Raw genomic sequence first — 12891 nt, forward strand, 5'->3', positions numbered from 1 at the left:
TTTAAAGTAAAGAGGCACAGGGACGGGAATTGGTACTTCATTATTAGGTACAACAACCGTATTAGGAAGTGCGGTTGTAAATGCTACTTTTGCAAACCTTGCCTCTCAAGCATCCATTAGCCTTATTAATAACAAAGGAGATATAACCCGAACTCTAAAAGATTTAGGGCATAGTGAAACTGTAAGAGGAATGGCAACCGCGGCATTAACCGCAGGTATTGGTGAAAAACTAAATATCACCAGTATGGGAGATGGCTTTGCTGGTGATTTAGCTAATGGTGTAGCAACGGGTGTGAGCAATGCACTGGTTGATGTAGCTATTAACGGTACAGATTTAGAAAAAGCCTTAACTAATAGCCTGCGAGCTGCATTAGTTAATGTCGTTTCAGCTAAAGTGTTTACAAAAGTAGTTAAACCAATAGATGCGGAAGATTTTGCCAGCAATCTCGCCCATAAATTAGTGGCTGGAGGAGTATGCTGTTTATCCGCAAAAGGCAATAAACAAAGCTGTGAAGCAGGAACATTAGGAGCTGTTGTTGGGGAGATGGTCGGTGACTATTTAGTTGAACAAGGACAAGAAGGCAATTTAACCCCAGAAGATAAAGCTAAAATTCTGAATATTGCTAAATTAACTGCAGGTTCCGTTGCTTTGGTTGTTGATGTTGATGTTGATGTTGATGTTAATACTGCAACCAATAGTGCAAAGATTGTATTAATTTAATTAATTAATACTTTTACAAAAAATCACTAAAATCTTACCGCTATAATTCAACCTAAAAAAATGGTAAAGTTACCAGCCAAAAATCGTAATAAATTTAGATCGAGTTTTAATGAAAAAACAATCATCTCGTGCTGTGGCAGCACAACTTATTTTACAAGTACTAGACAAAGGACAATCCCTTTCGGCATTAATGGTAGAAGCTCAACCTAAATTAGCAGAAAAAGATATTCCTTTTGTACAAGAAATTACCTTTGGGGTATGTCGTGTACTACCTCGCTTAGAATGGGTTATTCGCTTATTAGTGACCAAGCCATTGAAAGGTAAAACACGCTTGGTACATTGCTTATTATTGGTGGGTTTATACCAAATTTTATATATGCGAGTGCCTACTCACGCGGCAGTAGGTGAAGTAGTTAATGCGAGTAAAGAATTAAAGTTACAGAGTTTTAAAGGGTTAATCAACGGTGTGTTACGTCAGTTTTTGCGTGAGCAGGAAAGCATTTTAGCGAAGGTCGATAAGAACTGGCAAACCAATCACCCTGAATGGTTTGTGAATAAGTTGAAAAAAGCCTATCCAAATTGGCGAGAAATTGTTGATGCCAATAATGAACGTCCGCCAATGTGGTTGCGAGTAAACACTCAGCATACAACCAGAGATGAATATGCGGTACGATTAAATGAAAATTTTGCAAAAATTGATAAAGATGTCACCGCTTGTTGCGTGCCTGATTGTGCGATTATGCTCAATAATCCTGTGGCGGTGTCAAGCTTACCAGATTTTGAGAAAGGCTTTGTGACAGTACAAGACGGACACGCGCAATGGTCAGCGAAGTTACTTGAACCACAAAATGATGAATTGATTTTAGACGCTTGTGCCGCACCGGGTGGCAAAACGACCCATATTTTAGAGCAAACACCGCAAGCTAACGTGATTGCCTTAGATATTGAAAAAAATCGCTTAAAACGTGTGAGCGAGAACTTACAACGTTTAAATCAAACCGCAACTGTGATTTGTGGCGATGCAAGTCAGCCTGATTTATGGTTAGAAAAAGAGCTAATGTTTGATCGTATTTTATTAGATGTGCCTTGTTCCGCAACGGGAATTATTCGCCGACACCCTGATATTAAATGGTTACGTAAAGAGAGTGATATTGCGGAGTTAGTGAAATTACAGACGAAAATCCTCAATGCAATGTGGCAACGTTTAAAACCAAACGGCACGCTACTTTATGCAACCTGTTCGATTTTACCTGATGAAAATAGCGAACAAATTCAACGTTTTGTAGAAAATACCGCTAATGCTAAACTGGTTGAAATGGATTTTAATGGTGAAAAGGTTACAATGAAACAGTTTTTCCCGAACGCACAAGGTGGCGATGGTTTCTTTTATGCGAAGTTAATAAAAACAGATAATTAAAGAGTTATTATGAAAATTATAATTTTAGGTGCAGGACAAGTGGGTTCAAGCCTTGCGGAGAACCTTGTAAGAGATAATGAAATTACCATTATTGACGATGATGAAACGATGTTAGCAGGCTTACAAGCTAAACACGATTTGCAGGTTATTCAAGGCAACGGTGCGTCACCTCGTATTTTACGAGAAGCTGGGGCAAGCGATGCGGATTTGTTGGTGGCGGTGACGAATAGTGATGATACCAATATGATTGCGTGCCAAATTGCTTATACACTATTTAAAATTCCGACTAAGCTGGCTCGTATTCGCAATCCTGATTATGTGCGTGAACGTGATATTTTATTTAGTAACAAAGTATTACCTATCGATCATATTATCGCACCTGAATTATTGATTACCGAGCAAATTTTCCAACTAATTGATTATTCTGGGGCATTACAAATCGCTCATTTTGCGGATAATAAAGTGTCACTAGTCAGTATTAAAGCCTATTATGGTGGTCCTTTGGTTGGTTATCCAATTTCTGCACTAAAAGAGCACTTACCTCATATTGAGGCACGTATTGTTTCTATTATTCGTCAAGGACGAACCATTGTGCCACAAGCAACCACTATTATTGAAGCGGATGATGACGTTTTCTTTATGTGTGAAAAAGTGCATATAAAAGCAATAATGAGTGAACTACAACGCCTCGAAAAACAACCAAAGCGTATTATGATTGTGGGGGGAGGTGATATTGCGACCAAGCTCGCCAATTCCCTAGAAAATCAATGTAGTGTAAAACTGATTGAAGAAAATCCTGAAAAAGCGGAATTGCTTGCTGAAAAATTATCAAAAACATTGGTATTAAATGGTAAAGCCTCCGATCGTGAACTTTTATTTGAAGAACATATTGAAAATATTGATCTTTTCCTAGCCTTAACAGAAGACGATGAAACCAATATTATGTCAGCATTGTTGGCAAAACGAATGGGGGCGAAGAAAACCCTTGTACTCGTGCAACGCAATGTGTATTTAGACTTAATTCAAGGTGGTGCAATTGATTTGGTGATCTCGCCACAGCAAACCACCATTTCAACCTTGCTCACTCATGTAAGACGAGGTGACATAGTGAAAGTCGCCTCACTTAATCAAGGAATGGTTGAGGGTTTAGAAATTATTGCTCATGGTGATGAAGAAACCTCAAAAGTGGTTGGCAAAGAAATTAAAGAGCTGAAATTACCATCAGGGGCAGTGGTTGGGGCGATTGTGCGTAATGATGAAGTGTTGATTGCTCATAAATCGATAAAAATTGAGGCAGAAGATCATTTAATTTTATTCTTAAATGATCAACGTCAAGTGGAAGATATTGAAAAACTATTCCAATTAAGTGCGACTTTCTTATAAAAACAGGTAAAAAGCTGATGCAATCTGACCGCTTGGAAATTGTCTTTGCTCGTAATGATGAATATTTATGGGCGAATGATGTGCCAGCGGTCGATGAAAGTCTAAATACTCGCCAAATCCAGAAATGGAAAAGTCGCCAGACAGCTCGTTTTCTTTTGACACAACTTTTTGAAAAATATCAATTAGATCTCAATTTGCTGAATAATATTCAAAAAACATCAACAGGTCGTCCTTTTGTGACAGATGAACGTATTGATTTTAATATTAGTCATTCAGGTGATTGGGTTGCTGTGATTTTTAGTTATTCTAGCCATAAAAAAGTGGTAGGCATTGATATTGAAGCCCCAAAAAAAACACGTCGCTATAAAGCCTTGTTAGACTATTATGCGAGTGAATTAGAAAAAGACTATTTATTAAAAGATCCTGATAAGTTAGTTGAGCATTTTTATCTCAGCTGGTGCTTACGAGAAGCAATCTTGAAATCACAAGGCGTGGGCATTGTTAAATTACGAGAGGTCAGTCATTCGCCTACTCAGAAAACTATTGAGTGTAAATATTGTCCCACAGGCAGATTACACTTTTTCAACCAGTTACCTTTTTATTTGTGCTATTTTTTTGAAGGTTCAGCTGTGCCTGAAATCTCACAATATCATCAAGGAAATTTGCAAAAAATAGAAAAAATATTACCGCTTGTATATCAAGTTAATAAGGAGAAATAATGAGTAAAGTTTTACAATTTAATCAAAAAGATATTGAAATCTTACGTGAAGAAACTGTTTATAAAGGGCATTTTGAACTCAAAAAAGTGTTCTTTCGCCATAAACTTTATGCAGGTGGAATGAGTGGTGAAGTGTGTCGAGAACTTTTAATGAAAGGTGCAGCCTCTGCTTTAATTGCTTATGATCCCGTTAAAGATAATGTGGTCTTAATTGAACAAGTTAGAATTGGTGCTTATGAACCTGAAAGTAAAAAATCACCGTGGTTATTAGAATTGATCGCAGGAATGATAGATACCGATGAAAGCCCTGAAGAAGTCGCTATCCGTGAAAGTAAGGAAGAAGCTGGCTTAACAGTAGAAAACATTCAACACGCCTTAACGGTTTGGGATAGCCCAGGGGGAATGGCAGAAAAATTACATATTTATTTAGGATTAGTAGATACAACTAATGTCGGTGGAATCTATGGCTTAGAAGAAGAAAATGAAGATATTTTGGTGCATATTGTCTCGCGTGAAATAGCCTATCAATGGATAGAAGAAGGCAAGATCGATAATGTAATTGCTGTTCTAGGATTGCAGTGGTTACAGTTAAATTATCACAAATTTAGAAAATAAATAAGATTTAGTTCACAAATTTAAACATTTCTTGCTGATTTTTTTTATGAAATAGGTAAAGTAGTTACACTTTATTTTTAATGAAATCAGTAATGGATTATTTTTATCAACCACTTCAAAAAAATGAAAGTATCCGTATTTTACAAATTACGGATACGCATTTGTTTTCGAAAAGAAATGAACAATTGTTAGGAATGAATACAACTAACAGTTTTCAAGCTGTGCTGGATGCTATTTTAGATAACCCGTTTCAGTTTGAGCTTGTGTTAGCAACTGGAGACTTAGTACAAGATCATAATGAACAAGGTTATCACTGCTTTGCAAAAATGGTAGAACCACTAGAGAAACCTATTTTTTGGTTACCAGGTAATCACGATCAAGCTCAAATGGAAAAACCATTACAACAGTATTCACAAATTAACCCACAAAAACAAATTTTAATTGGAGATAAATGGCAGATTTTAATGCTAGATAGCCAAGTATTTGGGGTACCATACGGCAAATTAAGTTCACACCAATTAGATTGGTTACACACAAAATTAGAGCAAAACAAAGAGCGTTATACTTTGATCGCATTACATCATAATATCTTACCAACTTATTCTGCTTGGTTAGATCAACACAGTTTACGCAATGTCCACGATTTTGCCCAAATAATAAAACCTTATCACAATATCAAAGCCATTATTCACGGACATATTCATCAAGAAATGGATCAAATATGGAAAGGTATACGTATTTTATCTACGCCTTCAACTTGTATTCAATTCAAACCCAATAGCAATAATTTTACTCTAGACTTAATTCCACAAGGTTGGCGAGAAATAGTTTTACATCCAGATGGTTCAATAAATACAGAGGTTAAACGTCTTGCAACAAATGAATTCTTACCTGATTTTAGCGCAGAAGGGTACTAGATCCTTTTGAATAAACGAAAAAAACCAAACGAATTTAGTTTTCACTTGGTTTTTATAAGAAATTTCAGCCTTAAAACTACTCTGTACCGACACTTTCAACTTGAGACTCTGCTTGATTACAAGATTGAGGGGTAGCTTGTGGATGATTATTGTTATTATGAGATATTGCTCGTGCAGGAACAATAGTCGAAATAGCATGCTTATATACCATTTGACTCACTGTATTTTTTAATAAAATAACAAACTGATCAAATGATTCAATTTGACCTTGTAACTTAATTCCATTAACGAGATAAATAGAAACAGGAATCCTTTCACGGCGTAGTGAATTTAAATATGGATCTTGTAAAGATTGACCTTTTGCCATAACAATCGTTCCTTTTAATTATTGTTTTATACGAAAGAATAGTACGATTAAAAGTAATAAAAATACAATAAATCGATAAAATTATACCCTTTTATAATTTTAACTCAATGATCTTTTTCATTTTAATATAAGAATTATCTAGTTCTAGACTATCCAACCATTCTATCTCACTTTTCCATCCTCGCAACCAAGTTATTTGACGTTTAGCAAGCTGTCTTGTGGCACAGATACCTTTAAAAATTGCGTCATCAAGAGAAATATCACCTTGCAAGTGCTCCCACATTTGGCGATAACCGACACAACGAATTGAAGGCAAATCAATATGTAAATCTTTACGTTCAAATAACCGCTCAACCTCTTGTTTAAAACCAAGATCTATCATTTTATGAAAACGCTGTTCTATTCGTTGATGTAATATAGCTCGATCTTGAGGAGAGATTGCAAATTGCAAAACATCATAGGGTAATACCTCTCCTTTTTGAGCGATTAACTCTGTCATTGTTTTACCTGAAATATAAAAGACCTCTAAGGCTCGTCCAATTCGTTGGCTATCATTTTCATTAATACGTTGTCCTGCAACAGGGTCAATACTTAATAACTCTTTATGTAATTCTACCCAGCCTATTTTTTCCGCTTTAGCTTGAATTCTTTCCCTTATTTCTGGTTGCGAAGAAGGTAAGGGTGAAAGTCCTTCCACCAAGCCTTTGTAATACAGCATTGTACCTCCAACTAAAAGAGGAATTTTCCCTGCTGTCGTAATTTCAGCCATTTCTTGTCGTGCATCTTCACAGAAATTTGCAACAGAATAGGATTCTGCAGGATCGATAATATCAATTAAACGATGTGGTGCCTGAGCCAACTCTTGTTTAGTTGGCTTAGCGGTGCCAATATCCATACCTTTATAAATTAAGGCTGAATCAACACTGATAACTTCAACGGGTAAATTTTTTCTTAATTGGATAGCAAGATCTGTTTTTCCTGAAGCGGTAGGACCCATTAAAAAAATAGCGAGAGGTTTTTGCATAAAAATAGCCTTTTGTAGAAAATAAACAAGCGGTCACTTTTGCAAATTTTCTTACAAATGTGACCGCTTAAATTCAAATTATTTTATTTAGCGGTATTGATCTTCATATAACCATTGTGCAACTTGTTTCGCAAAATAGGTTAAAATTCCATCCGCACCTGCTCGTTTAAAGCAAAGCAGTGATTCCATTATACACTCTTTTTCTTTAAGCCAACCGTTTTGAATGGCAGCCAGATGCATTGCATACTCACCAGAAACTTGATAAGCAAAAGTAGGTACACCAAACTGCTCTTTAACACGCCATACCATATCTAAATAAGGAATCCCTGGTTTAACCATTACCATATCTGCCCCTTCTTGAATATCAAGAGCAACTTCGTGTAACCCTTCATTTCCATTAGCAGGATCAAGCTGATAGGTCTTTTTATCACCACCTTTCAAATTACTTGATGAACCCACTGCATCTCGGAAAGGTCCATAGTAATTTGAGGCATATTTAGCAGAATAAGCCATTATTTGTGTATTAATAAAGCCGTGCTGTTCAAGTTCTTCGCGTATAGCGCCAATACGTCCGTCCATCATATCACTAGGAGCCACAATATCTGCTCCAGCTTGTGCATGAGAAAGAGCTTGTTTTACTAAAATATCTTTGGTGACATCATTTAAAACATAGCCCCTATTATCAATAATTCCATCCTGACCGTGAGTAGTAAAAGGATCTAACGCAACATCTGTTATGATGCCTAATTCTGGATATGCCTGCTTTAATGCTCGAACAGTGCGTTGTACTAGCCCATCAGGGTTATAAGCTTCTTCTGCCATTAATGATTTTTTGTCTTTCTACTACTGGAAACAATGTGATGGCAGGTACACCATATCTTACGAGTAACTTCGCTTCAATTAATAGTTGATCAATAGTTAATCGTTCTATATTTGGCATTGAAGGTACAGGCACTCGCTGATTTTCTCCTTCAATCACAAATACAGGATAAATCAAATCATTCACTGTTAGTTGATTTTCTGCCACCAGACGACGACTAAAATCGTGCTTACGTAAACGGCGTAAGCGACGATTTGGAAAAGATGAATAACAAATTTGCATAATGGTTATAGTTAGTTACAGTTAAAACTTTTATTTTGACACAATCTAGTATTCATTTTTGAAATTTTATTTGAGATCATTTCAATATTTTTTTGTTCACTTTTTAAGAAAGAAGGTAATTTATCTACTCCTTTAATTTTATTAAAATACTCCATATTTATTTTATAATCATTAACCACACTATTGTACGATTCAATCAACACTTTTTCAATAACAAAAAGACCTTGTAATAATCTTTCATATTGCGATAAATTATCTTGTGTTGGTGATTGTAGTGTTAATTTTAATGCATTATTGGTTTTGTTATAAGAATCAATAAAATTCAATTTATTTTTCTGATATTTAGCAATTTTTTTATTAAATTCAAATATACTCAACTCAGCCTCAGAGACTACATCTACATTACTTCTTTCTATCACTTTTTTTTCTTGTCGTTGAACAGTCTCATTCTTATTTTCTGTTTTTACAACATTTTTATCGGTTTGAAATATTGGTTCTTTCTTAGTTTTAATGATCCTTTTATTGTAAGGAGAATTTTCAAACAGTGGATATCTTACCGAAGAACAATAACTATCATTAGGAATTTTTCCTTGTGCTTTCCATTCATTTAAAATTTGCTCAGATGCTTGTTTATTCAGATTTGCAACAGAAACTAAAAACCACCCCTGTTTACTTTTTAAAATCGTTACATTATTAAAATTCTTATATTTACGTACTTCATCTCTAGTTGTCTGAAGAGATTTACTAGAATGAATAATAACATCACAAACGTTACTCTTATCCGATTTAGATAATTTTCGCTTAACCTGCATTACTGGTGCTATTTTTTTTGTTGTTGTTTTACTGTTGCTCCTTGTATATTTTTTTATTAAACAGAAACTATTTTGGGGAATTATTTTCTCTTCTTTCCATTCTTCTAATATTCCATCAGATAATACTTTATTAACATTTGCAACAGAAACGAGATACTTCCCATTATTTTTTAAAATAGTTACATTATCAAAGTGTTTATATTTCTTTGCTACTAACACTGTTTTTTTTGCCATTTTAAGAGATGTCCCAGAATAAACAATTATACTGCAGGTCTTAGCTTGAACATAACCAGGTAAAAAAGAGACAATGCCAATAAATAAAATAACTAATTTTTTCATATTTGTATCCTTTAAATTTAAATACCTATCAATAATTTGATAGATTATATCAGATCATCTTTTTTAGAAAGGTGTGATCTTACATTGAATGATGTATCACAAATTTGCATAACAATTATGCTTAAAAATTTTATTTTGACACAATCTACCATTCATTTCTGAAATTTTGTTCGAGATCATTTCAATATTCATTCGTTCATTTTTTAGGAAAGAAGGTAATTTATCTACCTCTTTAATTTTATTAAAAGATTCCATATTTATTTTATAATCATTAACCACATTATTATACGATTCAATCAACACTTTTTCAGCCTCCAAAAGAGCTTGTAACAATCTTTCATATTGTGACAAATTATCTTGTGTTGGTGATTGTAATGTTAAGTTTAAGGCATTATTAGTTTTATTATAAGAATCAATAAAATTTAGTTTGTTTTTCTGATAGTTAGCAATTTTTTTATTGAACTCAGATATCATCAATTTAGCCTGAGGATCTACATTACTTTTTGTCACATTTTTTTCTACTGGTTGTTGAATTTTTTCATTCTTTACTTCTACCTTGGTAACATTTGTTTCTGTTTGAGGCATAGGTTTTTGAACAATATTTTCTTTTTTAACTTCGTTATTTTTGTGAATAACTGCTTTCTGCTCAACTCTTGGTTCTGACTCTTTCTTCCCTTGAATAGCTTCCACTTTTGTAGATTTAGTCACTTTTTTATTGTAAGGAGAATTTTCAAATAACGGATATCTTACCGAAGAACAATAACTATCATTAGGAATTTTTCCTTGTGCTTTCCATTCATTTAAAATTTGCTCAGATGCTTGTTTATTCAGATTTGCAACAGAAACTAAAAACCATCCTCCACTTTTTAAAATTCTTACATTATCAAAATTATTATATTTACGAACTTCATCTCGAGTCGTTTTGAGAGATTTACTAGAATGTATAATAACATCACAAATAGAAGCTTGAGCATACATAGGTAAAAAAGTAATTATGCTAGTAAGTAAAAAAACGAGTTTCTTCATTTTTAAATCCTTAGTTAAAATAGTAACAAATTACAATTATATCTGTTTATGGTTATTTTTTCTCATAAAATTGAGAAAAAATCAACCCGACTTCAAATAATAGAACCATTGGAATAGCCAACAATGTTTGTGAAAACATATCTGGAGGTGTAAGTAACATTCCAATAACAAAAGCAATCACAATAATATAAGGTCGTTTTGCTTTTAAATCTTTTACTGTCGTTACCCCTGCCCAACACAATAGAATAATAGCAACAGGGACTTCAAAACAAACACCAAACGCTAAAAAAATAGTTAAAATAAAATCAAGATAACTGGCAATATCCGTTGCCATTGTTACCCCTTCTGGGGTGGTACTGGTTAAAAAACCAAATACTAATGGAAAAACCACATAATAAGCAAAAGCAACCCCAACATAGAATAGTAACGTGCTAGAAACAAGTAATGGATAAACCAAACGTTTTTCATGTTTATAAAGAGCGGGAGCCACAAATGCCCATATTTGATACAAAATATAAGGAACAGATAAGAATACAGCAACCACAAGTGTTAATTTAATTGGTGTAAAAAAAGGTGTCGCTACATTGGTGGCAATCATTGTTGCACCAGAGGGTAAACGCTCAGTTAAAGGTGTTGCTAACAATGAATAAATATCATTTGCCCAAAATACCAATAAAACAAAAACAATACCAATACAAGCAAGTGAATGTAACAAACGACTACGTAATTCAACGAGATGACTAATTAAAGGTTGTGACTGCTCAACTGACATTCTCTTTCCCTCTCATCTCTTTTTTCTCTTGAGGATAATTATCTTCATATATTTCTTCAATATCCTCATCGTCTTCCGCCAATTCGGCTAACTCATCTTCATAAGGTGTATTTTCATCTCTTTGAGGTATGTCTTTTTTGATACTCTCTTCTAATTCCTTCGCAGAACGTTTTAAATCACTTATTGTTTCAGAAAGTTCGGGAGATAAACTCTGTAAATTCATTTTTTCTGCCTTTTTGATACTTTCTTGTAACTCTTGTAATCTCAATTCTTCAGATAGTTCATCACGCACATTATTTGCAAGATTTTTAATAGCACCGACCCACCCCATTACCGTTTTTATTGCAAGAGGAAGACGTTGAGGACCTAAAACAACTAATCCAATAATAAAAATAAGCAATAATTCAGAAAAGCCAATATCAAACATATATTAACCTATTCTTGATCGGATTTTTTTGAAATTTGATTCTCTTCAGACTGTTCATCTTTCATTGCTTTTTTAAAGCCTTTGACAGACTCACCTAGATCAGATCCTAGCGAACGTAATTTTTTAGTACCAAAAAGTAACACCACTACCACTACAATCAGTAGTAATTGCCATAAACTAATTCCACCCATAATTTGTTCCTTTTAATTAAAATTCAACCGTTTAATTATACGAGTTTTTTAATAAAAAAACAGTAAGCGGTGACATTTGTTTCAAAATTTGCAAAAATTTTGCATAAAGTAACCGCTTATTTTTTATAATAACAAGCCAAATTCTAAAATTAACAAAGGCACGCTAACCCAAATCGGTAAGCTTTCAAACTTCCAAAGAGAGCCAATCAATTAATCCGAGACACTCAAACCTTACGTGGGCAAAAACAGTTACGAGAATTAACCAATGTTGCACATCAAAGAAATAGAGCTACAGTGCTATTTGCCATTTTACATTCAGGGATAAATTCCTTTCAAGTAGCAGAACAGATTGATCCTAAATATGCTGAGTTATGCAAAACTGCATAATTAAATGGTATGCAGATGCTTGACTATAAATGAAAAGATAGATATATAAGAAGATATTATTTAATCAGTTTAATTTTGTGTTACAATGTGTTACTTTTAAAAATAGGAGCGACTTATGAGTCACGTTACCTCTATCAGATTTGATGATGAATTGAAAAATGATATTCAATTCTTAGCTGAAAGATACAACTGTAAGCCCCACAAAATTATGGTTGAAAATATGAAGCGAGCAGTGAAAGAAGAAGTTGAAAAAATCCGCTTTATTGAAGAAGCTGAACAGGAATACTTGAAAATGAAATCCCTAGAAAATTACGGATTAACAATGGATGAAGTTCGCTCTCAATTAGGCTTGAAAAATGACTAAAATTATTGTTTCGCCAAAAGTGATTGATTTGATAAATAAATATGCTTTTCAATTAAGTGAATTTACAGGTTACAAAGAAACAGGAGATAATTTTAAGCAACAATGTTATGACGCAATTGAAAGCCTAACCTTATTTCCTGAACGTTACAGACAATATGTTAAATATTCAGATTTTAGAGAGCTAATCGTAGGTAATCATATTATTTTATATCGTTATGATCGCCATATTGACACTGTTTTTATTTCAAATATAAAAAATACTAAACAAGAACATTATATGTAGGACAGTGGTGCTGTTTGCCATTTTAC

At 33.8% G+C, this 12891-nt stretch carries 15 protein-coding genes and 2 pseudogenes; 9 read left to right on the forward strand and 8 right to left on the reverse strand.

Going from position 1 to position 12891, the window contains the following annotated elements; translation table 11 throughout:
- Positions 1–28: 28 nt before the first annotated feature.
- The 6 genes from KGI96_RS08315 (at position 29) to cpdA (ending at position 5771) form a co-directional block, all read left to right on the forward strand.
- Positions 29–721 carry a DUF637 domain-containing protein gene (locus tag KGI96_RS08315; RefSeq protein WP_213156591.1) on the forward strand — a complete coding sequence of 231 codons (693 nt, stop codon included), beginning with the start codon at positions 29–31 and terminating at the stop codon, positions 719–721.
- A gap of 109 nt (positions 722–830) precedes the next feature.
- Positions 831–2138, forward strand: a complete 1308-nt coding sequence (rsmB, locus tag KGI96_RS08320) for a 16S rRNA (cytosine(967)-C(5))-methyltransferase RsmB (protein WP_211597266.1) — start codon at positions 831–833, stop codon at positions 2136–2138.
- A gap of 9 nt (positions 2139–2147) precedes the next feature.
- Positions 2148–3521, forward strand: coding sequence for a Trk system potassium transporter TrkA (trkA, locus tag KGI96_RS08325; protein WP_211597265.1), 1374 nt, complete (start codon positions 2148–2150; stop codon positions 3519–3521).
- Between the two features lie 17 nt (positions 3522–3538).
- Positions 3539–4240 carry a 4'-phosphopantetheinyl transferase family protein gene (locus KGI96_RS08330; protein WP_211597264.1) on the forward strand — a complete coding sequence of 234 codons (702 nt, stop codon included), beginning with the start codon at positions 3539–3541 and terminating at the stop codon, positions 4238–4240.
- Positions 4240–4854 carry an ADP-ribose diphosphatase gene (nudF, locus tag KGI96_RS08335; RefSeq protein WP_211597263.1) on the forward strand — a complete coding sequence of 205 codons (615 nt, stop codon included), beginning with the start codon at positions 4240–4242 and terminating at the stop codon, positions 4852–4854. The genes KGI96_RS08330 and nudF overlap by 1 nt, the downstream gene beginning before the upstream one ends.
- A 92-nt stretch (positions 4855–4946) precedes the next feature.
- Positions 4947–5771, forward strand: a complete 825-nt coding sequence (gene cpdA, locus KGI96_RS08340; RefSeq protein WP_211597262.1) for a 3',5'-cyclic-AMP phosphodiesterase — start codon at positions 4947–4949, stop codon at positions 5769–5771.
- Positions 5772–5847: 76 nt separating this feature from the next.
- On the opposite strand, the gene hfq is transcribed toward cpdA, so the two are convergent.
- From hfq to tatA, 8 genes and pseudogenes are all read right to left on the reverse strand, one after another.
- Positions 5848–6138 (reverse strand): RNA chaperone Hfq, encoded by a 291-nt coding sequence (gene hfq, locus KGI96_RS08345; protein ID WP_211597261.1) that lies wholly within the window; start codon positions 6136–6138, stop codon positions 5848–5850.
- Between the two features lie 91 nt (positions 6139–6229).
- Positions 6230–7162, reverse strand: a complete 933-nt coding sequence (gene miaA, locus KGI96_RS08350; protein WP_211597260.1) for a tRNA (adenosine(37)-N6)-dimethylallyltransferase MiaA — start codon at positions 7160–7162, stop codon at positions 6230–6232.
- A gap of 87 nt (positions 7163–7249) precedes the next feature.
- Positions 7250–8264 (reverse strand): annotated as a pseudogene (hemB, locus tag KGI96_RS08355) (porphobilinogen synthase).
- A gap of 11 nt (positions 8265–8275) precedes the next feature.
- A complete protein-coding gene (locus KGI96_RS08360; protein WP_211597259.1) occupies positions 8276–9415 on the reverse strand; it encodes a hypothetical protein in 1140 nt (379 codons plus the stop codon).
- 96 nt (positions 9416–9511) lie between these two features.
- The gene (locus tag KGI96_RS08365) at positions 9512–10441 is read right to left on the reverse strand and encodes a hypothetical protein (protein WP_211597258.1); all 930 of its coding nucleotides are present in this window, start codon (positions 10439–10441) and stop codon (positions 9512–9514) included.
- A 52-nt stretch (positions 10442–10493) separates the two neighbouring features.
- Positions 10494–11213, reverse strand: coding sequence for a twin-arginine translocase subunit TatC (gene tatC, locus KGI96_RS08370; RefSeq protein WP_211597257.1), 720 nt, complete (start codon positions 11211–11213; stop codon positions 10494–10496).
- 150 nt (positions 11214–11363) lie between these two features.
- Positions 11364–11640 (reverse strand): annotated as a pseudogene (gene tatB, locus KGI96_RS11215) (Sec-independent protein translocase protein TatB); the annotation flags it as partial.
- 8 nt (positions 11641–11648) lie between these two features.
- Positions 11649–11831, reverse strand: coding sequence for a twin-arginine translocase TatA/TatE family subunit (gene tatA, locus KGI96_RS08380; protein WP_211597255.1), 183 nt, complete (start codon positions 11829–11831; stop codon positions 11649–11651).
- 213 nt (positions 11832–12044) lie between these two features.
- On the opposite strand from tatA, the gene KGI96_RS08385 reads away from it, so the two are divergent.
- The 3 genes from KGI96_RS08385 to KGI96_RS08395 all read left to right on the forward strand — a co-directional run bounded on the left by KGI96_RS08385 (position 12045) and on the right by KGI96_RS08395 (position 12865).
- Positions 12045–12218 carry a DNA/RNA nuclease SfsA gene (locus tag KGI96_RS08385; protein ID WP_211597302.1) on the forward strand — a complete coding sequence of 58 codons (174 nt, stop codon included), beginning with the start codon at positions 12045–12047 and terminating at the stop codon, positions 12216–12218.
- A 115-nt stretch (positions 12219–12333) separates the two neighbouring features.
- Complete coding sequence (locus KGI96_RS08390; RefSeq protein ID WP_211597254.1) at positions 12334–12582, forward strand: CopG family ribbon-helix-helix protein; 249 nt, start codon at positions 12334–12336, stop codon at positions 12580–12582.
- The gene (locus KGI96_RS08395; protein WP_211597253.1) at positions 12575–12865 is read left to right on the forward strand and encodes a type II toxin-antitoxin system RelE/ParE family toxin; all 291 of its coding nucleotides are present in this window, start codon (positions 12575–12577) and stop codon (positions 12863–12865) included. The genes KGI96_RS08390 and KGI96_RS08395 overlap by 8 nt, the downstream gene beginning before the upstream one ends.
- Positions 12866–12891 lie beyond the last annotated feature (26 nt).

The sequence above is a fragment of the Phocoenobacter atlanticus subsp. cyclopteri genome, from assembly GCF_018343795.1.
In the GTDB taxonomy this organism is placed as follows: domain Bacteria; phylum Pseudomonadota; class Gammaproteobacteria; order Enterobacterales; family Pasteurellaceae; genus Phocoenobacter; species Phocoenobacter atlanticus.

What these genes read in the sequence shown, in the direction of transcription:
- rsmB (WP_211597266.1), top strand. Translation starts at nt 831, where the DNA reads ATGAAAAAACAATCATCTCGTGCTGTGGCAGCACAACTTATTTTACAA.
- trkA (WP_211597265.1), top strand. Translation starts at nt 2,148, where the DNA reads ATGAAAATTATAATTTTAGGTGCAGGACAAGTGGGTTCAAGCCTTGCG.
- KGI96_RS08330 (WP_211597264.1), top strand. Translation starts at nt 3,539, where the DNA reads ATGCAATCTGACCGCTTGGAAATTGTCTTTGCTCGTAATGATGAATAT.
- nudF (WP_211597263.1), top strand. Translation starts at nt 4,240, where the DNA reads ATGAGTAAAGTTTTACAATTTAATCAAAAAGATATTGAAATCTTACGT.
- cpdA (WP_211597262.1), top strand. Translation starts at nt 4,947, where the DNA reads ATGGATTATTTTTATCAACCACTTCAAAAAAATGAAAGTATCCGTATT.
- hfq (WP_211597261.1), bottom strand. Translation starts at nt 6,138, where the DNA reads ATGGCAAAAGGTCAATCTTTACAAGATCCATATTTAAATTCACTACGC.
- miaA (WP_211597260.1), bottom strand. Translation starts at nt 7,162, where the DNA reads ATGCAAAAACCTCTCGCTATTTTTTTAATGGGTCCTACCGCTTCAGGA.
- KGI96_RS08360 (WP_211597259.1), bottom strand. Translation starts at nt 9,415, where the DNA reads ATGAAAAAATTAGTTATTTTATTTATTGGCATTGTCTCTTTTTTACCT.
- KGI96_RS08365 (WP_211597258.1), bottom strand. Translation starts at nt 10,441, where the DNA reads ATGAAGAAACTCGTTTTTTTACTTACTAGCATAATTACTTTTTTACCT.
- tatC (WP_211597257.1), bottom strand. Translation starts at nt 11,213, where the DNA reads ATGTCAGTTGAGCAGTCACAACCTTTAATTAGTCATCTCGTTGAATTA.
- tatA (WP_211597255.1), bottom strand. Translation starts at nt 11,831, where the DNA reads ATGGGTGGAATTAGTTTATGGCAATTACTACTGATTGTAGTGGTAGTG.
- KGI96_RS08390 (WP_211597254.1), top strand. Translation starts at nt 12,334, where the DNA reads ATGAGTCACGTTACCTCTATCAGATTTGATGATGAATTGAAAAATGAT.
- KGI96_RS08395 (WP_211597253.1), top strand. Translation starts at nt 12,575, where the DNA reads ATGACTAAAATTATTGTTTCGCCAAAAGTGATTGATTTGATAAATAAA.